Source organism: Stenotrophomonas sp. RG-453 (assembly GCF_033843685.1).
Lineage (GTDB): Bacteria > Pseudomonadota > Gammaproteobacteria > Xanthomonadales > Xanthomonadaceae > Stenotrophomonas > Stenotrophomonas bentonitica_A.
In genome coordinates, this window is record NZ_JAMYED010000010.1 from 138,794 (window position 1) to 159,033 (window position 20,240).

Below are 20,240 nucleotides of genomic sequence, written 5' to 3' on the forward strand. Positions count from 1 at the left end.
GCTTGCCGAGCCCGCGCGCGGTTCAGTCAGGTGAGGGGCCGCGTATTCACAAAGGGGTGGAGTATATTCAGCGCTTCGCCATCGCCGTGCGGTGCGCATGCCGGCTGTACGCGCATGGGCAGGACCGGGTGTGGCACCGAGCTGAAGAGGGACTATGGCGCTGGTGTTCAGTGATCAAATCTGGGACCGCTGGCGATTGCCGGCACTGGCCCTGGCGGCGGTAGCCATCATCGTGGTGCCGTGGCTCACCCTGCGCAAGTTGGCTGATGACAACATCGATGCGATGAACTGGGTCACCCACACCCAGGATGTCGGCGTGGCCGTATACCAATTGCAGGCCGACGTGCGCGATGTCGAATCGGCCGCGTTGACCATGTCCAAGGGCATCGATGCGCCTGGCCTGCGCGAACGCCTGGCCCAGGCCGACGATATCCCCGGGCGGCTGGCCCGGCTGGCCGAGCTGACCCGTGACAATCCCGATCAGCTGATCCGCATCGGTCGCATCCAGTCCATGCTCGAACGCCGCATGGAGCTGGCCAAGCAGCTGGCTCGCTCGGCGCCCGATGCCGACCAGCGGCAGCTGGTGGCCGACCTGACCACCCGCTACCCCATCCGCAACCTGGTCGAAGAACTGCAGGCCACCGAAGAGCAGCTGCTCGCCAAGCGCTCGGCGCTGTTCGCGGCCCAGCAGCGCCAGGGCGAGTTCATTTCCTGGTCGGCGCTGGTGGTGCAGCTGCTGCTGCTCGGCCTGGTGCTGTGGCTGCTGCAACGTCAGATCCGCCATCGTCTCAGCGCCGAACGCGCCTCGCTGCGCGCGGCCGGACGTGCCGCGTCGGTGCTGCACACGGTGCGCGAGCCGATCGTGCTGCTGGACCGCAGCCTGCGCGTGCAGATGCACAATCCCGCGTTCGCCGAACTGTACGGGCTGGACGAGGAGACCTCGGCCGAAGGCCTGCCGCTGGACAGCATCGGCGACGGGGCCTGGGCCGATGCAGTGGTCCGCCAGCGGCTGACCGACGTGCTGCTGCGCGGCCGCGAGCTGTGGGATTACGAACACGAACAGCGCACCGCCGATGACGTGGTGCGGATCATGCTGATCAACGCGCGGCGCATGCCGCTGCCGGACAAGGACGATGAAGTGGTGCTGATGACGGTCAGCGATGTCACCGTGCAGCGCGCCGTACAGCTGCGGGTGGAGGAACTGAACCGCCAGCTTGAAGGCAAGGTCGAGCAGGTCTCGGAGGTGAATCGCGAACTGGAAGCCTTCAGTTACTCGGTCTCGCACGATCTGCGCGCGCCGTTGCGCCACGTGGCCGGCTTCTCCGACAAGCTCACCCGCCACCTGGGCGACGAGGCCGACGAGAAGTCCCTGCATTACCTGGGCGTGATTTCCAATTCCGCCCGGCGCATGGCCGCGCTGATCGACGATCTGCTGGTCTATTCGCGCCTGGGCCGGGCGGCGATGCGGCTGCAGGCGGTGGACATGCAGTCGCTGGTCGCCGATACCCGCGCCATGCTCGATGCCAACCAGCAGAGCGAGGCCGAGAGCAGCGGCGTGCCGCACAATGTCGACTGGAAGATCGCGCCGCTGCCGATCATCGTTTCCGATGAAAACATGATGCGCCAGGTCTGGCTGAATCTGCTCGGCAACGCGATCAAGTATTCTTCCAACCGCGAGCCGGCCCGGATCGAGGTCGACTACAAGCTGCAGCCTGACGGCAGCCATCTGTTCACGGTGCGCGACAACGGCGCCGGGTTCGACATGGCCTATGCCGGCAAGCTGTTCGGGGTGTTCCAGCGGCTGCACAAGGCCAGCGACTACCCGGGCACGGGCATCGGCCTGGCCAGTGTCCGCCGGGTGCTGACCCGCCACGGCGGCCGCATCTGGGCCGAATCGGCGGTCGATCAAGGCGCCACGTTCCACTTCGTTCTTCCACCCGCGCTCGACGCAATCAACAAGGGCTCCGCCGCATGACCGCTCTCCGTACCATCCTCCTTGCCGAGGACAGCCCCGCCGACGCCGAGATGGCCATCGACGCCTTGAAGGAGGCCCGCCTGGCCAACCCGATCGTGCACGTCGAAGACGGCGTGGAAGCGATGGACTACCTGCTGCGCCGTGGCGCCTTCGCCAACCGCGACGAAGGCCTGCCGGCGGTGCTGCTGCTGGACATCAAGATGCCGCGCATGGACGGCCTGGAAGTGCTCAAGGAAATCCGCAACACCGAGGAGCTCAAGCGGCTGCCGGTGGTGATCCTGTCCTCCTCGCGCGAAGAAAGCGATCTGGCGCGCAGCTGGGACATGGGCGTGAACGCGTACGTGGTCAAGCCGGTGGACGTGGACCAGTTCTTCGGCGCCGTGCAGACCCTGGGCAAGTTCTGGGGCCTGATCAACCAGGCACCGGAGATCGAGTAAGCCCATGCCGCTGACCGGCCCTGCGTTGGGTGCCCTGCGGATCCTGCTGATCGAGGATTCGCCGGAAGACGCCGAACTGATGTGCGAACAGATGCTCGACGCTGGCCTGGAAGCCAGCTTCGAGCGGGTGGAGAGCGCGCAGGAACTGCGTGAGGCGCTCGAGCGCGCCGCGCCGGACATCGTGCTCTCCGACCTGAGCATGCCCGGCTTCTCCGGCAACGAGGCGCTGCAGATCGTGCGCGCTGCCTTGCCCGAGGTGCCCTTCATCTTCGTGTCCGGCACGATGGGTGAGGAAAACGCCGTGGCGGCCCTGCACCAGGGCGCCAACGACTACATCATCAAACACCAGCCGGCGCGCCTGCCCTCGGCGGTGGCCCGTGCGGTGCGCGAAGCGCGCAGCGCGATCGACCGCCAGCGCGTGGAAGCCGAGCTGATGCGTGCCCAGCGGCTGGAAAGCCTGTCGCTGCTGGCGGCCGGGCTCAGCCACGACCTGCGCAACATCCTGCAGCCGCTGCTGATCATGCCCGACCTGATGAAGGCGCGGACCGAAGACCCGCAGCTGCACCACCTGGCCGACATCATCGCCGAGTGCGGCCGGCGTGGTCATGAGATGGCCGAGTCGATGCTGTCCTTCGTGCGCGGGTCGCGCAAGCCCAGCGAACACATCTGCCTGGTCCACCTGTTCGAAGGCGTGGAGCTGCTCCTGCGCAGCAACCTGCCGGCCAAGGTCACCCTGCACCTGGAGGTGGCCGACGGCCTGGCGGTGGATGCCAACTACACCGAGCTGCAGCAGGTACTGCTCAACCTGTCCCTTAATGCCATCCAGGCCATGCCCAATGGCGGCCGTCTGACCCTGCGTGCCGCCCCTGCGGCCGATACCCATGGCGACGACTGGCTGCGCATCTCGGTGACCGACGAGGGCATCGGCATGGATGCGGACACGCTCTCGCACCTGTTCAATCCCTTCTTCACCACCAAGGCGACCGGCACCGGCCTGGGCCTGATCTCGTGCAAGCGCATCATCGAGGGCGCGCACGGCAGCATCCACGTCGACAGCCAGCCCGGTGTGGGCACGCGCTTCGATCTGCTGCTGCCGATGCGCGAGATCACCGACACCGCCGACGCCGTGGATGGGCCGATCGCCGCCGGTGCCGGCCAGTCGATCCTGGTCGTGGATGGTGAGGCGACGCGCCTGTCGCTGCTGGGCAACGCGCTCTCCAGCCAGGGTTACCACCTGCAGCTGGCCTCCGATGGCGCGGCCGCGCTGCGCTGGATGCAGCAGGAAAGCATGCCCGCGCTGGTGATCGCCGATGCCGGTTCCAAGCTGCTCTCGGCCAGCCACCTGCTGGGCGAGATGGCCACGCTGGGCTATCGCGGTCCGGCGCTGGTGCTGGAAGAAGCCGATGTCACCGTGCCGCTGGCGGTGTTCCCGCCCGGCATCAACGTGCACGTACTGCGCAAGCCGCTGGAAATGCAGCAGGTATTCCGTTCGGTGGCCGAGGCGCTGGAAACCGCCTGATCAGCCTTCCCACGGAAAGCGTGGGAGGCTGGCCACGGCCTGTTCGAGTTTGTACGACCAGTTGCCGTGGATCTCGGCATACAGCGGGCTGTCGCCGGCCAGGCGCATGCGCTGGGTGATGCGCAGGTCATCCTTGCGGATCAGCACCAGATCCACCGGCAAGCCCACCGAGAGATTGGACCGGATCGTGGAGTCCAGCGAGACGATGGCGGTGCGCGCGGCATCTTCCAGGCGGGTCTGAGGGCGCAGGATCCTGTCCAAAATCGGCTTGCCGTACTTGGATTCGCCGATCTGCAGGAACGGGGTTTCCGGCGAGGCCGCGATGGCATTGCCGAGCGGATAGATCATGTACAGCCCGGGGTGCTCGCCGCCGATCTGGCCACCGAGGATCAGCGTCGCCTGGGTCACGATGCCGTCCTGGCCCGCCTCATGCGTGCTGGATTTGACCTGGCTGTCGAGCAGGACCCGGCCCACGTACTCGGCCACTTCGAACAGATGCCGGTAGGCGCGCAGGTTTTCCGGCCGCTGCTCTTCCACGTCACGGCGCAGCCGCGAGATCAGCAGCTGGGTGGTCGCCAGGTTGCCGGCGGCCATGATCACGAAGGCCGCCTCCCCGGGGAACTCGAACTCGTGCAGCTTGCGGTGCACGCGCACGTCGTCCAGCGACGCGTTGGTACGGGTATCGGCGGCGAAGACCAGGCCTTCGTCCACCTCGATGCCGACGCAATAGGTCATGTCGGTGTCCTATGATGTGCACCCCGATTCTATGCGCTGGCCCTGTTGGCCCGGTGTGGAATCGCCCCACGTACGCTGAATACCATGACCACTGCGCTCCTGAGCCTGGGCAGCAACCTGCAGCCGCAACAGCACCTTCACGCCGCGGTGGAGGCCCTGCGCGCGCGCTTCGGCACGATCGCGGTCTCGCCGGCCTACCGCACCGCCGCGGTGGGCTTCGATGGCCCGGATTTCCTCAACAATGCGGTGGCGATCGAGACCGACCTGCCATTGCAGACGCTGGATGATTGGCTGCATGCGCTGGAAGACGCCCACGGGCGCGACCGCAGCGGCCCGCGCTTCAGCGACCGCACCCTGGACATCGATGTGGTGTTCTACGGCGACCTGATCGTGGAGGGCCCCGGCCATCTGCGCATTCCGCGCCCCGAACTCAAGCATGCTTTCGTGCTCAAGCCGCTGGCCGATATCGCGCCGGCGTTCCGCGATCCGGTCAGCGGGTTGACCCTGGAGGCGCTGTGGCGTGCCCACCGGCAGTTCGGCGAGCCGTTCGACACGATGGACCTGTTGCCCGCGTAATCATGCACCGGGCAGTGCCGGCCGCTGGCCGGCACTGCGACAACACCTGATTCATGCGGAGCCGGCCAGCGGCCTGTACTGCGGCCACGTCGGGTTCACGAGGAGCCGGCCAGCGGCCGGCACTACCGGGGCGGTCCAACGGGTGTTCAGGACAACGTCCGCCCGCCATCCACGCGCAGGGTGTGCCCGGTCACGAACGCCGCATCCGTGGCCAGCCAGTACACCGCCTCGGCGATCTCCTCCACGGTGCCGGTGCGGGCCAGCGGGGTACGCGCCAGCAGCGCCTGCTGGGCGAAATCATCCTTGCCCTGTTCCGGCCACAGGATCGCCCCGGGCGCGACCGCGTTGACCCGTACCTTGGGCGCCAGTTCCAGCGCCAGCGAGCGGGTCACCATTTCCAGCGCCGCCTTGGCGGCCGCGTACACCGGGTGGTCGCGCATCGGCTGGGTACCATGCAGATCGGTCAGGTTGACGATGCTGCCCTGCTGGCGGCGCAGGTGCGGCGCGGCGGCCTGGGCCAGCAGCAGCGGGGCACGCGCATTGACCGCGAACAGGTCATCCCACTGGGCGGCGGTGATCTGGCCAAGCAGGGTGGGGTAGAAGTTGGAGGCATTGTTGACCAGCGTGTCCAGCCGGCCGAACTGGGCCACGGTCTGGTCGATCAGATCGGGCAGGGCCTCGGCATCGCGCAGGTCGGCCTGCAGCGCCAGCACGCTGCCCGGGCGCAGCATGTCCATGTCGAAGGCCATCTGCTGCAGCTCGTTGGTGGAGGTGTGGGCGTGCAGCACCACCGACCAGCCACAGGCGTGGAACTGGCGGGCGATGGCCGCGCCGATCCGGCGCGCGCTGCCGGTGATCAGCGCCACGGGCGCGGTATCGGTCATCGGGGGTACTCCCTGCTCAGGCTATGCTGTGCATTGTCACCGCAATCGCCCGCGCCATGCATTCCCCACTGCCCCTCCCCGAATCCGACGCCCTGGCCCACAGCGACGAGCTGGCTGCGGCGCTGCGCGCTGAAATCCTTGCCAACGGCGGCGCGATGCCGTTCTCCCGCTTCATGGAGCTGAGCCTGTACGCGCCCGGTTGGGGCTACTACAGCGCCGGTGCCAGCAAGTTCGGGGCCGCCGGCGATTTCACCACCTCGCCGGAAATCGGCGCGCTGTTCGCCGCCACGCTGGCCAATGCGATCGCCCCGGTGATGCAGCAGCTCGGGCCGCAGGCGCGCTTCATGGAGGTCGGTGGCGGCAGCGGCGCGTTTGCCGAAGTGATGCTCAAGCGCATGCTGGAACTGGACGCGCTGCCCGAGCGCTACGCGATCCTGGAACCCAGCGCGGACCTGCGGCAGCGCCAGCGCGAGCGCCTGGAAAAGGCGTTGATTCCACCGGTGTTCGCCCTGGTGGAATGGCTGAACGGCCCGTTCGATGATGACTGGGATGGCATGGTCTTCGCCAACGAAGTGATCGACGCGCTGCCGACGCCGCGCTTCCTGGCGCGCGACGGCATGGTCTATGAAGAGACCGTCGAACTGGATGCCGACGGCGCCTTCGTGCGTGGCGCGCAGCCGGCCGATGCGATGCTCAGTGCCGCGGTCCGCCACGTCGAGCATTACCGCGAAAAGCCCTTCGCCGACGGCTACCGTTCCGAACTGCTGCCGCAACTGCCGTACTGGATCCAGGCCATTGCCGGCGGCTTGAAGCGCGGCGCGATGCTGTTCGTCGATTACGGCTACCCGCGCAACGAGTATTACCAGGACGACCGCGACGACGGCACCGTGCGCGCGTTCTACCGCCACCACGTGCACAACGACCTGTATCGCTGGCCGGGCCTTCAGGACCTCACCGCCTCGGTGGACTTCACCGCGCTGGCCGAAGCCGGCACGGGCGCCGGTTTCGAGCTGGCCGGTTACTGCACCCAGGCCAGTTTCCTGCTCGGCAACGGGCTGGATGCGCTGTTGCAAAAAGCCGATGCGCGCACCGACGAGATCGGCCGTGTGCGGCTGCGCGACCAGGTGAAAAAGCTGACGTTGCCGACCGGGATGGGCGAGCGCTTCCAGGTCATGGGCTTCCAGCGCGATGTCGATTTCGAACCGGCGTTCGCGCTCGGCGATCTGACCTGGCGCCTGTAACGTGGCCGCCACGAACCTGTTGAAGCCGCTGCGCTGGCCGCGGTTCTGGCTGGCGCTGTGGTGGGGGGCGGTGTTGGGCACGATCGTGGTCTGTCTGATCCCGCCGCCGCCGCTCACGTTGCCGGAGAACAGCGACAAGATCGAACACTTCCTCGCGTACTTCCTGCTGGCCTCGTCGGCAGTGCAGATCTACCAGCGACGCGCGGCCCTGATCTGGGCCGCGGTCGGCCTGGTCGCGCTGGGTATTGGCATCGAATTCGCGCAGGGCGCCTTGACCGTCAACCGCATGGCCGACCCGATGGATGCGCTCGCCAACAGCGTTGGCGTGCTGGCCGGCATGGCGATCGTGTTGACCCCGTTGCGCGATCTGCTGGTACGCCTGCGCGGGTAATGCGGCAGCGGTACTGCCGCCCGTACGACGCATGACGGGTAGTGCCGGCCGCTGGCCGGCAACCTGGCGATGCCGGATTCATGAAGTGCCGGCCAGCGGCCGGCACGACCGCCTGCGGCTGCGGCGTCACCGCGGCAGCAAGGTCATCTCATCCAGCACCCACATCGTCGGCCGGGTATCGCCGGTGAAGCGCACGCACAGGTTCTGCGTGCCCTTCAGCGACCGCGGCAATGCAGCCTCCAGGGTGATGAAGCCATCGGCGCCCGGGGCGGCCGGCAGCGTCACGCTGGCCAGCGGCTTGCCATCGCACTGCCCGCCGAGGATGTCCATCTCCCCGTGTGCGCTGCGCTTGGGCGCGAAGCGGCGGTTCGGCTCATCGTGGGCCAGCTGGAAGTAGTACGGAATCTGTCCGGCACGCACGCGCAGCTTGGCGATGCCGTCCACGTCCGCATCCTTCCACAGCCAGCACGGGTTGAAGATGTCCACGTTGAAGATCGCCCGCTTGCCCTCGGCCGGGCCGTCGTCTTCCAGGCGCAGCAGCAGGTGGCCTTCGCCCGGGCACTGCGCGAGCTGCTCGTCGGTGCGCGACAGCAGCGAGGTAGCGGTGATGTCGAAGCGGCTGGCCGCCTTGGCCAGTGCCTGGCCATTGAAGAACGTGGCCGCCTGCAGCGCCACCGGCAGCGGCTGCTGCAGCGGGGCGGTGTAGCGCGGTGAGCGGGCGGTGACCGCGCTGCCGTCCACGCTGTAGTGGATGTCGTAGCCGAGGGGGCTGCGCAGGGCCAGCGTCGCGGTGCCGGCGCTACGGTCATCGCGGTTGTCCAGCTCCACCTGGAACGGGGTCTGTGCGTACGCAATGCCCATGGCCTGGTATCGCTGCAGCTGCGCCGGCAGGCGCGCCAGGAAATCGGCGTAGTCGCGTCGTTCGCGCGGCGACCAGCCGGTCTCGGCCACGGCGGCCAGGCGCGGGAACAGGTTGTGCTGCAGGCGGGCGTAGCTGCGGGTGTGCTCGGTGAACATGTTGGCCTGCAGGCCGAGGATGTGGTGCTGCTTGTCCTTGGCCAGTGCATCGGGCACCGGCTCGAAACCGTACACGCGCGCCAGCGGAATCGTCGCCGGGCGGCCCGGCGGCTCGTTCGGCGAGTTGGTCTGCAGGTAATCCATGTACATGTCCGTCACCGGCGACATCACCACGTCATGGCCCTCGCTGGCCGCCTTGAGGCCGCCTTCGGTGCCGCGCCAGGACATCACCGTGGCCTCCGGCGGCAGGCCGCCCTCGAGGATCTCGTCCCAGCCGATCAGCCGCCTGTCGTGCTTTTCCAGGAAGATCTCCAGGCGTTTGATGATGTGGCTCTGCATTTCCATCTCATCACCGGCGCCCAGCTCGCGCATGCGCGCCTGCACCCGCGCGGAGGCTTCCCACTGGTCCTTGACCGCTTCGTCGCCGCCCACGTGTACGTACTTGGCCGGGAACAGCGCGATGACCTCTTCCAGCACGTTCTCGAGAAACGCGAAGGTGCTGTCTTCGGTGTTGAACAGGTTCGGGAACACGCCCCATTCGCTCAACGGCCTGAGCGGCGTGTCGAGGGTGCCAAGCTCGGGATAGGCCGCGATCGCCGCGGTCGCGTGGCCCGGGACGTCGATCTCCGGAATGACCTGGATGTGGCGTGCAGCCGCATACGCGATCACCTCGCGGATCTGGTCCTGCGTATAGAAGCCGCAGTACGGGCGCTCGGCGCCGGTGACCGGATCGCGGCCGCCATCGCCGGCCGGAATGCGGCAGCTGCCGACGCCGGTCAGTTTCGGGTAGCGCTTGATCTCCATGCGCCAGCCCTGGTCATCGGTGAGATGCCAATGGAAGGTGTTGAGCTTCTGCTCGGCCATCGCATCGAGGACCTGCTTGATCTCATCCAGGCTCTGGAAGTGGCGGGCCGAATCGAGCATCAGGCCGCGCCAGCTGAAACGGGGGGCATCGTCGATGCGCAGCGCCGGGAGTTGCCCCTGGCTGCCACCGGTGAGCAGCTGCGAGAGCGTGGCCGCACCGTAGAACAGTCCGGCTTCGGTTGCGGCCTGCACTGTTGCGCCGCGCGCGTCCGAACGCAGCTGGTAGCCCTCGGCGCCGGTCTTGAGCGTGGCGTCGAGTACGAAGCGGATGCCGTCCTTGCCGCGTCCTTCGCTGACCGTCACCGCCGGGCCACCGCTGTTGCGCAGCAGGGTGGCGAACTGGGCAGCAACGCGGCCGGCGGCCTGGCCCTGCGCATGCACCGGGGTGGCCGCGCTCACCGTATAGCCGGCGCCGTCGAGGCGGTCGACCCTGGCCGGTGCGGGAATCAGCATCAGCGAGCCGGGCAGGGCCTGCGGGCCGTTCGGTGCCTGTGCGTCGGTGGCCTGGGCCAGCGGGGCGAGGGAAAGTGCCAGTGCGAAGGACAGCAGCGACAGCGAGGTACGACGGGTGCGGGTGTGCATCGGGTCATTCCTTTGTAGCGAATCGGGTTCCACCTGCGAAACGGGCCCGGAAATCCGGGCCCGTTTCAGGTGTGCAGCGTGTTACCGCGGCGATCAGTACTTGAAGCGGAAGTTCAGATAGTACTGGCGGCCGTTGGAGTAGAACGAGGTCGGAATCAACGCGCTCTGGTAGTACTTGTAGGTCGGGTTGTTGAGGTTCAGGCCATCCAGGCTGATGCTCAGCCAGTCCGTCGCCTTGTAGCTGAGCGACGCCGACAGCGTGCCGAAGTCATCCTGGTAGTACGGGTTGGTACCGGACAGGCTGATCAGGAACGAAGAGCGGCGGGTGTAGCTGACGCGGGCGCCGAAGCGCTCGTTCTCGAAGTAGGCACCCACGTTGTAGGTGTTCTTCGACGTGCCCAGCAGGTTGTTGGTGCCATCGGCCCAGGTGTGGTCGGTCTTGCCGTTGGCGTAGGTGTAGTTGGCATTGACGCCGAAGTACTCGCCGATCGGCTGCTCGTAAGCCACTTCCACGCCGGTGACCTGCCCGTCGGCATTGATCGGGGTGGAGATGTCGTAGGTTTCAAGCTGGTTGGTCAGTTCGCTGAACAGCTGGCGCTGGACCACGTCGAAGGCGATGTAGTCCTTCAGGCGCATATGGTACGCGCCCACCGACACCAGGCCGCGCGGCATGAAGTACCACTCCAGGTTGGCGTCCAGGTTGCTGGACAGGGTCGGCTTCAGGTCGGGGTTGCCGCCACCGCCGGTCTTGTTCAGATCCGAACCCCACGAGGACGCACCCAGTGCCGAGTAGTCCGGCAGCGTCTGGGTCTGCGATGCGGCCACGCGCAGCACGAGGTCGTCGTCCAGGTCGAACTTGATGTTGGCGCTCGGCAGCACGCGGTCGTGCTTGTTCTCGAAGGCCTGGCGCTGCCACATGCCGAACAGGCTGCGCACGTCGGCGCGGGCCGGGTCGCTGACGGCCAGGTAGGTATCGATGTCCTGCTTGATGTTGACGTAGCGCAGGCCGAGGTTGCCGCTCCACCAGTCACCGGCGAAGTTGGCCTGCACGTAACCGGCGAAGTTCTTTTCCTTCACCTTCCACTCGGCGCCGTAGTTGTGGCGGCCGTCGGGACCGTCATTGCCGGCCAGCCAGGTCGAGTTGTTGATGATGGCGTTCTTCAGCGCATCCGGGGTGTAGTACCAGATGTTGCGCGGGAAGGTGCCGCCCACGCCGCTGGCGAAGTTGCCCGGGTACTGCCCGGTGGCGCTGCCGCGCAGCGCCGACCAGATGTCGCCCGGGGAGGCGCCTTCCGGCGACAGGGCCTCACGTTCGTGGTCGGCGAAACGCAGGCCGAAGTCGATCGAGCTCAGCGCGCCACCGTCGCTGAAGTACTGATTGAAATCCACCGACGCCCAGTCTTCCTTGTCTTCGGCCTTGACCAGCTGGTTGCCCCAGGTGCCGAAGCTGGTGACGCCTGCTTCGCTCAGGTCGCCGCCGATGTTCCAGTCGACCGGGGAGCCGGCGCCGTGGCTGGCGTAGGACGCGCCGCCACCCTGGCCGACGGTGACTTCGGCGATGAACTGGCGCGGGGTTTCGCCGGTGCCCTTGGTGGTGCCGGCCTGGAACTTTGCGTTCAGGTTGTCGTTGATCTGCCAGTCCGCGTCGAAGGTGACGTAGCTGCTCTTGGCGGTGGCCTCGCGGTAGATCATGTCGTACACGCCGTAGTTCGTACCGGGAACGCCGGTGTACGTCGCGTTGGTGATCACGCCATCGACCACGGTGTAACCCGGATCCGGGGCCTGGCTCCGGCCGAAGCCGCTGCCGAACATCATGAAGTTGCGGTTGTAGTTGTTCGCTTCCAGTTCGGAGGTGAAGCCGCTCAGGCCCAGGGTCAGCGTGTCGATCGGCTTCCACTGCAGGGTGACCATGCCACCCTTGCGCTTGCGGGTCTGCTCGAACAGGGTCGAACCCAGCAGGCCGGGAATGGACAGGCCTTCCAGGTCCGGGCGCGGCGCCTGCAGGAACTGGCCCGGATTGGCCGGGTCGGGGATGCCGGCCACGACCGGATCGGTTGCCTTGAGTGCGAAGAAGCCGCCGGGGATTTCCTGCGCTTCACGGCGCAGTTCGCGCTCCTGGTAGAAGCCCTGCACCAGCACACCGAACGTGTTGGCGTCATTCTTGTAGTTGAACAGCGCCGAGTACTGCGGATCGGTCGAGTCGGCCTGGTCCGAACGCACGGCGCCCACCGATGCCTCGGCCGTGAACTGCTTGGCGAACTGCAGCGGGGTACGGGTAATGATGTTGACGGTGCCGGTGGTACCGCCGTCCTGCAGCTTGGCCTGCGAGGACTTGTTTACTTCCACCGAGCTGACCAGCTCGGACGGCAGCAACGAATAGCTCACGCTGCGGCCGACGTTGTTGCCCTGGCTGAGCACGAACCAGTCGGCCGAGCCGACGCTGTGGCCGTTGATGAGGGTCTGGGTCAGGCTCGGGCTGGTGCCGCGCAGGCTGACACGGTCGGCTTCATCGAAGCCGCCTTCGTCGGCGCTGGACGAGCTGATGTTCACACCGGGCAGGCGCTGCAGGGTGTCGGCGACGTTGTGTGCGGGCAGCTTGCCCACGTCTTCGGCGGTGACCACTTCCAGGCGCGCATTGGCATCGCGCTTGGTATCCAGCGACTTTTCCATCGAGCCACGGATGCCGGTGACCTGCACGGTGTCCAGATCGGTGGCGGTGGGGGCGGCTTGCTGCGCGTGGGCGCTGAAGGCCAGGCAGCTGACGATGGCTGCGGAAAGCAGGGTCTTGCGGGTGTTCATGATGTCTCTCCTCATCACTCGATGGTCGCCGGCGACGGCGTCGGTTTGCTTGCGTCTGGTACGACTGTGCCGCGCGCCTGTTGTCCGGGTGCGCCTTGGGTGCTACGTACTGCGTGGTGCGGTGTCCGCAGCGCCGATTCCGGCGCCGTGGCAGGTCAGGTTTCCGAGCGGCCGAGGTACCAGCTGGCGGCGCCGATGACGCCCAGCTGCCCGTGCTCGACCACTTTCACGGGAATACGTTCCAGTGCCTCGCGCATCGGCCCCTTGTTGAGGTACCGCTCGACGAAGGTGCTGTTCAACAGGAAGTCGCGGATCTGCGGCAGGATGCCGCCGGCCAGGTAGACACCGCCGGTGACGCCGTACTGCAGCGCCATGTCGCCGATCGTGCTGCCGAGCAGGCCGCAGAACACATCCAGGCTCTGCCGTGCGAGCGGATCCTGGTCGGCCATCGCAGCAGCGGTGATCGCATCCGGGGTGGTCAGCGCGGGGGTCTGGCCGTTCAATGCGCACAGCGCGCGGTACAGGTTCATCAGGCCGGGGCCGGACAGCGCCTGCTCGACCGAGACGTGCGAGCGATCGCGCAGCATCTGCCGCACGATCGCCATCTCCAGTTCGGTGGTGGTGGCCAGGGTCGGCTGGCCGGCTTCGGTCGCCAGGACCACGGCGCCGTGGGCGGTCGGGATCCACACGGCCGCGCCGAGGCCGGTACCGGGGCCGACCACCAGGGTCGGGCCGCGCGGTGCGGTGGCCGGGCCGGTCAGCTGCAGCACGCCGCTGGCATCGACCTGCGCGGCGGCGTAGGCCACGGCCTCGAAGTCGTTGACGATATAGACCTGGTCCAGGCCGACATCACGTTCGATCTGACGTGCCGACAGTGGCCAGGGCAGGTTGGCGGTGATCACCGTGCCGTCTTCGCGGGCATAGCCGGCGGTGGCGACCACGCAATGCGTCGGGCGCGGGCCGTCGGCCAGGAAGTCGGACAGGATCGCGCTGAGGCCGGCGTAATCCGCATTGCGGAACTTGCGGTAGTCCAGCAGCTCCACCGGATGGGCCGGATCGGCGCTGGCCTGGACCCGGCCAACCCGGACATGCGTGCCACCCACGTCGGCGGCCAGGAACGGCGGCGTCGCGGCGGGCGGGGCATGGGCCGGTACAGCGTGGGCGGCGTTGGTCACACGGACTCCATCGGTTGGGCACGGCCAGGGCTGACCCGGCGATTGAGGCGGAGTCTGTAATCGTTCTGACAACGATGTCAACGATAACCTCACACTTTCGATGCTGCGCCGCAACGTGGGTTTGCGCGGGAAAACGTTTTCATCACACTGCCGTCATGTTTTCGCAAACTACCGTGAATACGGACTCTGCTCCCCCCGCGCCGAGCGCTGCCGCCAGATTGCGCAGGTGCAGCAAAGGACAATGCGCGGCGCTGGCGTGAACCAGTTGTTGACAAACCTGGCGGCTCCAACGAATAAATGTGACAACGTTGTTCCCAGCCACTCTTCCGATGCCGCCCCGGCGCCGTCGATGCAGGAGCCTCCTTGATGTCTGCCGTGCCTGCTGCCTCCGCGCGTTCGAGCGTGCTTACCTCGATCCTGATCATCGGCGTGCTGTTCTTCCTGATCGGCTTCTTCACCTGGCTCAACGGCCCGTTGATCACCTTCGTCAAGCTCGCCTTCGAGCTGGACGAGGTCGGCGCCTTCCTGGTGCTGATGGTCTTCTACCTGTCGTATTTCTTCCTGGCGCTGCCGGCCTCGTGGATCCTCAAGCGCACCGGCATGAAGAAGGGCCTGAGCCTGAGCCTGCTGGTGATGGCGGCCGGTGCGGTGGTCTTCGCGCACTTCGCCCAGCAGCGCTGGTACCCGGGCGCGCTCAGCGGCCTGTTCGTCATCGGCAGTGGCCTGGCCCTGCTGCAGACGGCGGTCAACCCGTACATCAGCATCCTGGGCCCGATCGAGACGGCGGCCCGGCGCATTGCGCTGATGGGCATCTGCAACAAGATCGCCGGCATGCTGGCCCCGGTGCTGATCGGCACGCTGGTGCTGCATGGCATCGGCGATCTGGACGCCCAGGTGAAGGTCGCCGATGCGGCCGCCAAGACGGTGCTGCTCAATGACTTCGCCGCCAAGATCCAGCTGCCGTACATGGCCATGGCCGGGCTGCTGGTGGTGCTGGCAGTGGGCGTGCTGTTCTCGCCGCTGCCCGAGCTGAAGACCGCTGAAGCCAATGCCACGCCGGCCCGCGCGCCCGGGGTGGCCGAGCGCACCAGCATCTTCCAGTTCCCGCACCTGTGGCTGGGCGTGCTGTGCCTGTTCGTGTACGTCGGCGTGGAAGTGATGGCCGGCGATGCGATCGGCACTTACGGCCACGGCTTCGACCTGCCGCTGGACCAGACCAAGATGTTCACCTCGATCACCCTGGGCGCGATGCTGATCGGCTACCTGGCCGGCCTGGCGCTGATCCCGCACCTGGTCTCGCAGTCGCGCTACCTGAGCATATCGGCGGTGCTGGGCGTGCTGTTCTGCATCGGCGCGCTGCTGACCCACGGCTATGTCTCGGTGGGCTTCGTGGCGGCCCTGGGCTTTGCCAACGCGATGATGTGGCCGGCGATCTTCCCGCTGGCGATCCGCGGCCTGGGCCGCTTCACCGAGACCGGCTCGGCCCTGCTGGTGATGGCCATCGCCGGTGGCGCGATCATTCCCCAGCTGTTTGCCGTGCTCAAGCAGCACTTCGATTTCCAGTGGGTGTTCGCCGGCCTGATGGTGCCCTGCTACCTGTACATCCTGTTCTATTCGGTGCGCGGCCACCGCGTCGGGCTGTCCCGCGACGGGCAGTGATCGGCGATCATGGACGCTCAACCGGTCAGCCAGGAAAAGACGATGCGTAGAGCGACCATCAAGGATGTCGCCGAACGGGCCAAGGTATCGCTGAAGACGGTCTCGCGGGTCATCAACAACGAGCCCTCGGTGATGCAGGCCACCCGTGCACGGGTGCTGCGTGCGATCGCCGAGCTGGACTACGAGCCCGATCCGGCCGCGCGCAACCTGCGCACCGGCACCACGCTGGTGGTCGGGCTGGTCTACGACAACCCCAACCCGTACCACATCATCGGCGTGCAGAACGGCGTGCTCGCCGCCTGTCGCGAAACCGGCTTCGGGCTGCAGATCCACCCCTGCGATTCCAGCTCGCCGATGCTCGCCGAAGAACTGGCCGACTGGGTGCAGCGTTCGCGCCTGGCCGGGCTGGTGCTGACCGCGCCGATGTCCGAGCGCAAGGATCTGGTGGCCGCGCTCACTGCCCGCGGCATCAAGCTGGTGCGCATCATCGCCGCCACCGCCGATCCCGAAGACGGCGCGTGCGTGTTCGTCGATGACCGCGAAGCGGCCTATGAAATCACCGAGCACCTGATCCAGCTGGGCCACCAGCGGATCGGCTTCCTGTGGGGCGGCACCTCGCACCGCTCCAGCGGCGAACGCTATGCCGGCTACGAAGCGGCGCTGCGCGATTACGGCATGAGCATCGACAAGCACCTGGTGGTGCAGGGCGATTACACCTTCGATGATGGTTTCCGCGGCGCACGACGGTTGCTGGCGCTGCGCGAACCGCCCACCGCGATCTTCGGCTCCAACGATGAAATCGCCGCCGGCGTGCTGGCGGCAGCCAAGTCCACCGGCATGAACGTGCCCTACGACCTGTCCATTGCCGGTTTCGAGGACAGCCCGTTCTCGCGCCAGTCCTGGCCGCCGTTGACCACCGCCAAGCAGGCCACCGAAGACATCGCCCGGCATGCCGCGCGCCTGCTGATCGCGCAGCTGCGCAGCGATGCCTACGACGACGCACCACTGCAGCTGCAGAACCAGGGCTTCGTGCCGCAGCTGGTGGTGCGTGGCTCCACCGCGCCGATGCGCCCGCAGGGTGCACGGCTTCCTTCTCCTGAAACGACCTGAGTCCCCATGTCCCTGCCTGCTCCCCACGACACCCTGATGTACCGCGAAGCCGCCGAGGCTGCCGATGTGATCGCCGCGCAGTTCGCGCGCAACCAGGTGGCCGTGGAGACGCTGGCCGCCAGCCTGCGCGCGGCGCCGCCGCCGTTCGTGGTGACCTGCGCGCGGGGCAGCTCGGACCATGCCGCCACCTACGCCAAGTACCTGCTGGAAACGCGCCTCGGGCTGGTGACTGCCTCGGCGTCGCCGTCGGTGGGCTCGGTGTACGAAGCGCCGCTGAAACTGCGGGGCGCGCTGTACATCGTCATTTCGCAGTCGGGCAAGAGCCCGGACCTGCTGCGCAACGCGGAGGCCGCGCGTGCGGCCGGTGCGCGCGTGGTCGCGTTGGTGAACGTGGAGGATTCACCGCTGGCGCAGCTGGCCGAAACGGTGATCCCGCTGGGGGCCGGTGCCGAGCGCAGCGTGGCGGCGACCAAGAGCTACCTGGCCTCGTTGTCGGCGATCCTGCAGCTGGTGGCCTACTGGAGCCAGGACGCGGCACTGATCGCCGCGCTGCGGGCGCTGCCCGATGCATTGCGCCAGGCCTGGAACAGCGACTGGTCGGCGCTGACTGAGGGCCTGGTGCCGGCGCACAACCTGTTCGTGCTTGGCCGCGGCCTGGGCCTGGGCGCGGCCCAGGAAGCCGCGCTGAAGTTCAAGGAGACCTGCGGCCTGCATGCCGAGGCCTATAGCTCGGCCGAAGTGAAGCATGGCCCGATGGCGCTGGTGGGCCCGGGCTTCCCGGTGCTGGCGTTTGCCCAGCCCGATGAAACCGGCGCGGGCACCCGCGCGGTGCTGCAGGAGTTCGGCGCGCGCGACGCGCAGGTGTGGCTGGCCGACGTCGATGGCGACCTGGCGCTGCCGGTTGCGCCGCACCCGGCCTGCGCACCGCTGCTCACCGTGCAGGCCTTCTATCGCGCCATCAACGCACTGGCGCTGCGCCGCGGGCACAACCCGGACCTGCCGCCGCATCTGAACAAGGTGACGGAAACTGTCTGATGAAAACCGTCCTGCGCAATGCCCGGATCCTGGCCGGCGATGAGTTCCGCGACGACCTGGCAGTGGTGATCGAAGACGGCCGCATCACCGCGCTGGTCTCCGACGCGGCCCCGCAACTGGGCAGCGCCGACGAACAGGTGGACCTGGGCGGTGGCTGGCTGCTGCCGGGCTTCATCGACGCGCAGGTCAACGGTGGCGGCGGCGTGCTGTTCAACAACACGCCCGACGTGGAGAGCCTGCGCACGCTGGCTGCCGCGCACCGCCGCTTCGGCACCACCGGGCTGCTGCCCACGCTGATCAGCGACGATGTGCAGGTGATGCGCCGCGCGATCGACGCCACCCGCGCGGCCATCGCGCAGGGCGTGCCCGGCGTGCTCGGCATCCACCTGGAAGGCCCGTACATCGCGCCGGCGCGCAAGGGCACCCATGACGCCAACAAATTCCGCGTGCCCGACGCTGACGAGATCGCGATGGCGGCCTCGCTCGACAACGGCGTGACCCTGTTGACCCTGGCCCCCGAACGGGTGCCGCTGGAGAGCATCCGCGCGCTGGTCGAACGCGGCGTGATCGTGGCCGCCGGGCATACCGCCGCCAGTTACGAAGAAGCGCGCGCCGGTCTGGACGCCGGCATCCGCGGTTTCACCCATCTCTACAACGCGATGTCGCCGTTGACCGGGCGCGAGCCAGGTGCGGTGGGCGCGGCGCTGGAAGACCGCGACAGCTGGATCGGCATCATCGCCGACGGCGTGCACGTGCACCCGGCCAGCCTGCGCGTGGCGCTGGCGGCCAAGCCGCGCGGCAAGGTGATGCTGGTCACCGACGCGATGCCGCCGGTGGGTGCCGACAGCCCCAGCTATGAGCTGTATGGCGAAGTGATCACGGCCGTGGACGGCGTGGTGCGCAATGCCGCCGGTTCGCTGGCGGGCTCGGCGCTGGACATGGCCACGGCGGTGCGCAACGCGGTGCACCTGCTCGGCCTGCCGCTGGACGAGGCCGCACGCATGGCCTCGCGTTACCCGGCGCAGTTCCTCAACCTGGACGACCGCCTGGGCGAGATCGCCGAGGGCTACCAGGCCGACCTGGTGCTGCTCGACGACGCACTGCAGGTGCGCGCCACCTGGATTGCCGGCGAGCGCGAGGACGCATGACCGCCTCCCCATCGCCGCGCATGGGCTCGATCGATGCCCTGCGCGGGCTGACCGTGGCGGCGATGCTGCTGGTCAACAACCCCGGCGACTGGGGCCATGTGTATGCACCGCTGCTGCATGCGGACTGGCACGGCTTCACGCCCACCGACCTGATCTTCCCGCTGTTCCTGTTCATTGCCGGCGTGTCGATGGCCTTCAGCCTGTCGCCGCGCGCGGGCGAGCCTGCGTTGCGCCCGGCCCTGCGCAGTGGCCTGCTGCAGCGTGCGCTGCGCATCGCGGTGGCCGGCGCGGTGCTGCACCTGCTGGCGTGGTGGCTGATGGACCTGCCGGCCTACCGGCTGTGGGGCGTGCTGCAACGGATCGCGCTGTGCGTGGCGGTGGTCGGGCTGCTGGCGATCCAGACGCGCGCGCGCACGCAATGGGCGGTGCTGGTCGCGCTGCTGCTGGCGTACGCGGCGATCCTGCTGGGGGCCGGTTCGCTGGCACCGTGGGTCAACCCGGCCAGCCGCCTGGATACCGGGTTGTTCGCGCCGCTGCTCTACAAGTACGACCCGCTGACCGGGCTCGGCCACGACCCGGAAGGGCTGCTGAGCAGCCTGGGCGCGCTCGCCAGCACGCTGCTGGGGCTGCGTGCGGGCGCGTGGCTGCGGGTGGGGCAGGTGGGTGGGCTGGCGGCGCTGGCAACTGCATGCCTGCTCCTGGGCGGCGTGGCCGCGTTGTGGCTGCCCCTCAACAAGCAGCTGTGGACCCCCAGTTTCGTGCTGTGGACGGGCGGGATGTCGGTGGCGGCCTTGCTGCTGGCCCACCTGCTGGTGGATCGCTGGGGTGCGCCGGCGCTGGGCCGACGCTTTGGCGTCAACGCCATTGCCGCCTACCTCGGCTCGTCAGCGATGGCGCTGCTGCTGATGGCCAGCGGCGCGTGGGGATGGCTGTATCAAGCCCTATCGACGCTGCTGCCGACGGCCCCCGCACTGGCCTCGCTGCTGTGTGCGCTCGGCTTCGTGGCGGTGTGGTGGGGCGTGGTGTGGGCGCTGGACGCGCGGCGCATCTACCTCAAAATTTAGGATGGGCATCACGTACGTTTACCCCCCCA

At 67.7% G+C, this 20,240-nt stretch carries 16 protein-coding genes; 11 read left to right on the forward strand and 5 right to left on the reverse strand.

Annotation, left to right across the window (positions count from 1 at the left end):
* The first annotated feature begins 154 nt into the window (after positions 1-154).
* Genes NJD74_RS18120 through NJD74_RS18130 form a run of 3 tightly spaced genes read left to right on the forward strand, consistent with a single transcriptional unit; the run spans position 155 to position 3,931 of the window.
* Positions 155-1,975 (forward strand): ATP-binding protein, encoded by a 1,821-nt coding sequence (locus NJD74_RS18120; protein ID WP_319624715.1) that lies wholly within the window; start codon positions 155-157, stop codon positions 1,973-1,975.
* Positions 1,972-2,412 (forward strand): response regulator, encoded by a 441-nt coding sequence (locus NJD74_RS18125; RefSeq protein WP_019186024.1) that lies wholly within the window; start codon positions 1,972-1,974, stop codon positions 2,410-2,412. Before NJD74_RS18120 ends, NJD74_RS18125 begins: the two co-directional genes overlap by 4 nt.
* A gap of 4 nt (positions 2,413-2,416) precedes the next feature.
* Positions 2,417-3,931 (forward strand): ATP-binding protein, encoded by a 1,515-nt coding sequence (locus NJD74_RS18130; RefSeq protein WP_019186023.1) that lies wholly within the window; start codon positions 2,417-2,419, stop codon positions 3,929-3,931.
* Here the strand turns inward: NJD74_RS18130 and NJD74_RS18135 are convergent, their stop codons facing one another.
* A complete protein-coding gene (locus tag NJD74_RS18135; protein ID WP_046274261.1) occupies positions 3,932-4,666 on the reverse strand; it encodes a 20S proteasome subunits A/B in 735 nt (244 codons plus the stop codon).
* An 84-nt stretch (positions 4,667-4,750) separates the two neighbouring features.
* On the opposite strand from NJD74_RS18135, the gene folK reads away from it, so the two are divergent.
* A complete protein-coding gene (gene folK / locus NJD74_RS18140) occupies positions 4,751-5,242 on the forward strand; it encodes a 2-amino-4-hydroxy-6-hydroxymethyldihydropteridine diphosphokinase (protein ID WP_046274262.1) in 492 nt (163 codons plus the stop codon).
* A gap of 146 nt (positions 5,243-5,388) precedes the next feature.
* On the opposite strand, the gene NJD74_RS18145 is transcribed toward folK, so the two are convergent.
* Positions 5,389-6,126: a pteridine reductase gene (locus NJD74_RS18145; protein ID WP_070471968.1), complete on the reverse strand. Its 738-nt coding sequence runs from the start codon at positions 6,124-6,126 to the stop codon at positions 5,389-5,391.
* Positions 6,127-6,182: 56 nt separating this feature from the next.
* Here NJD74_RS18145 and NJD74_RS18150 point away from each other — a divergent pair, with 56 nt between their 5' ends.
* Together NJD74_RS18150 and NJD74_RS18155 are read left to right on the forward strand one after the other, a co-directional pair.
* A complete protein-coding gene (locus NJD74_RS18150) occupies positions 6,183-7,367 on the forward strand; it encodes a class I SAM-dependent methyltransferase (RefSeq protein ID WP_102789430.1) in 1,185 nt (394 codons plus the stop codon).
* A 1-nt stretch (position 7,368) separates the two neighbouring features.
* A complete protein-coding gene (locus NJD74_RS18155; RefSeq protein WP_102789397.1) occupies positions 7,369-7,758 on the forward strand; it encodes a hypothetical protein in 390 nt (129 codons plus the stop codon).
* Between the two features lie 126 nt (positions 7,759-7,884).
* On the opposite strand, the gene NJD74_RS18160 is transcribed toward NJD74_RS18155, so the two are convergent.
* The 3 genes from NJD74_RS18160 to NJD74_RS18170 form a co-directional block, all read right to left on the reverse strand.
* Positions 7,885-10,221, reverse strand: a complete 2,337-nt coding sequence (locus NJD74_RS18160; RefSeq protein WP_319624716.1) for a family 20 glycosylhydrolase — start codon at positions 10,219-10,221, stop codon at positions 7,885-7,887.
* Positions 10,222-10,314: 93 nt separating this feature from the next.
* On the reverse strand, positions 10,315-13,020 hold the full coding sequence (locus NJD74_RS18165) for a TonB-dependent receptor (RefSeq protein ID WP_019186016.1): 2,706 nt from the start codon (positions 13,018-13,020) through the stop codon (positions 10,315-10,317).
* 155 nt (positions 13,021-13,175) lie between these two features.
* Positions 13,176-14,195, reverse strand: coding sequence for a glucokinase family protein (locus NJD74_RS18170; RefSeq protein WP_319624717.1), 1,020 nt, complete (start codon positions 14,193-14,195; stop codon positions 13,176-13,178).
* A 366-nt stretch (positions 14,196-14,561) separates the two neighbouring features.
* On the opposite strand from NJD74_RS18170, the gene NJD74_RS18175 reads away from it, so the two are divergent.
* Genes NJD74_RS18175 through NJD74_RS18195 form a run of 5 tightly spaced genes read left to right on the forward strand, consistent with a single transcriptional unit; the run spans position 14,562 to position 20,211 of the window.
* Positions 14,562-15,854 (forward strand): sugar MFS transporter, encoded by a 1,293-nt coding sequence (locus NJD74_RS18175; RefSeq protein WP_319624718.1) that lies wholly within the window; start codon positions 14,562-14,564, stop codon positions 15,852-15,854.
* A gap of 42 nt (positions 15,855-15,896) precedes the next feature.
* A complete protein-coding gene (locus NJD74_RS18180; RefSeq protein ID WP_313211617.1) occupies positions 15,897-16,964 on the forward strand; it encodes a LacI family DNA-binding transcriptional regulator in 1,068 nt (355 codons plus the stop codon).
* 6 nt (positions 16,965-16,970) lie between these two features.
* Positions 16,971-17,999 carry an SIS domain-containing protein gene (locus NJD74_RS18185; protein WP_137190371.1) on the forward strand — a complete coding sequence of 343 codons (1,029 nt, stop codon included), beginning with the start codon at positions 16,971-16,973 and terminating at the stop codon, positions 17,997-17,999.
* The gene (nagA, locus tag NJD74_RS18190) at positions 17,999-19,147 is read left to right on the forward strand and encodes an N-acetylglucosamine-6-phosphate deacetylase (RefSeq protein WP_313219582.1); all 1,149 of its coding nucleotides are present in this window, start codon (positions 17,999-18,001) and stop codon (positions 19,145-19,147) included. Before NJD74_RS18185 ends, nagA begins: the two co-directional genes overlap by 1 nt.
* On the forward strand, positions 19,144-20,211 hold the full coding sequence (locus NJD74_RS18195) for a heparan-alpha-glucosaminide N-acetyltransferase domain-containing protein (RefSeq protein ID WP_102789402.1): 1,068 nt from the start codon (positions 19,144-19,146) through the stop codon (positions 20,209-20,211). The genes nagA and NJD74_RS18195 overlap by 4 nt, the downstream gene beginning before the upstream one ends.
* Positions 20,212-20,240 lie beyond the last annotated feature (29 nt).

What these genes read in the sequence shown, in the direction of transcription:
- NJD74_RS18120 (WP_319624715.1), top strand. Translation starts at nt 155, where the DNA reads ATGGCGCTGGTGTTCAGTGATCAAATCTGGGACCGCTGGCGATTGCCG.
- NJD74_RS18125 (WP_019186024.1), top strand. Translation starts at nt 1,972, where the DNA reads ATGACCGCTCTCCGTACCATCCTCCTTGCCGAGGACAGCCCCGCCGAC.
- NJD74_RS18130 (WP_019186023.1), top strand. Translation starts at nt 2,417, where the DNA reads ATGCCGCTGACCGGCCCTGCGTTGGGTGCCCTGCGGATCCTGCTGATC.
- NJD74_RS18135 (WP_046274261.1), bottom strand. Translation starts at nt 4,666, where the DNA reads ATGACCTATTGCGTCGGCATCGAGGTGGACGAAGGCCTGGTCTTCGCC.
- folK (WP_046274262.1), top strand. Translation starts at nt 4,751, where the DNA reads ATGACCACTGCGCTCCTGAGCCTGGGCAGCAACCTGCAGCCGCAACAG.
- NJD74_RS18145 (WP_070471968.1), bottom strand. Translation starts at nt 6,126, where the DNA reads ATGACCGATACCGCGCCCGTGGCGCTGATCACCGGCAGCGCGCGCCGG.
- NJD74_RS18150 (WP_102789430.1), top strand. Translation starts at nt 6,183, where the DNA reads ATGCATTCCCCACTGCCCCTCCCCGAATCCGACGCCCTGGCCCACAGC.
- NJD74_RS18160 (WP_319624716.1), bottom strand. Translation starts at nt 10,221, where the DNA reads ATGCACACCCGCACCCGTCGTACCTCGCTGTCGCTGCTGTCCTTCGCA.
- NJD74_RS18165 (WP_019186016.1), bottom strand. Translation starts at nt 13,020, where the DNA reads ATGAACACCCGCAAGACCCTGCTTTCCGCAGCCATCGTCAGCTGCCTG.
- NJD74_RS18175 (WP_319624718.1), top strand. Translation starts at nt 14,562, where the DNA reads ATGTCTGCCGTGCCTGCTGCCTCCGCGCGTTCGAGCGTGCTTACCTCG.
- NJD74_RS18180 (WP_313211617.1), top strand. Translation starts at nt 15,897, where the DNA reads ATGCGTAGAGCGACCATCAAGGATGTCGCCGAACGGGCCAAGGTATCG.
- NJD74_RS18185 (WP_137190371.1), top strand. Translation starts at nt 16,971, where the DNA reads ATGTCCCTGCCTGCTCCCCACGACACCCTGATGTACCGCGAAGCCGCC.
- nagA (WP_313219582.1), top strand. Translation starts at nt 17,999, where the DNA reads ATGAAAACCGTCCTGCGCAATGCCCGGATCCTGGCCGGCGATGAGTTC.
- NJD74_RS18195 (WP_102789402.1), top strand. Translation starts at nt 19,144, where the DNA reads ATGACCGCCTCCCCATCGCCGCGCATGGGCTCGATCGATGCCCTGCGC.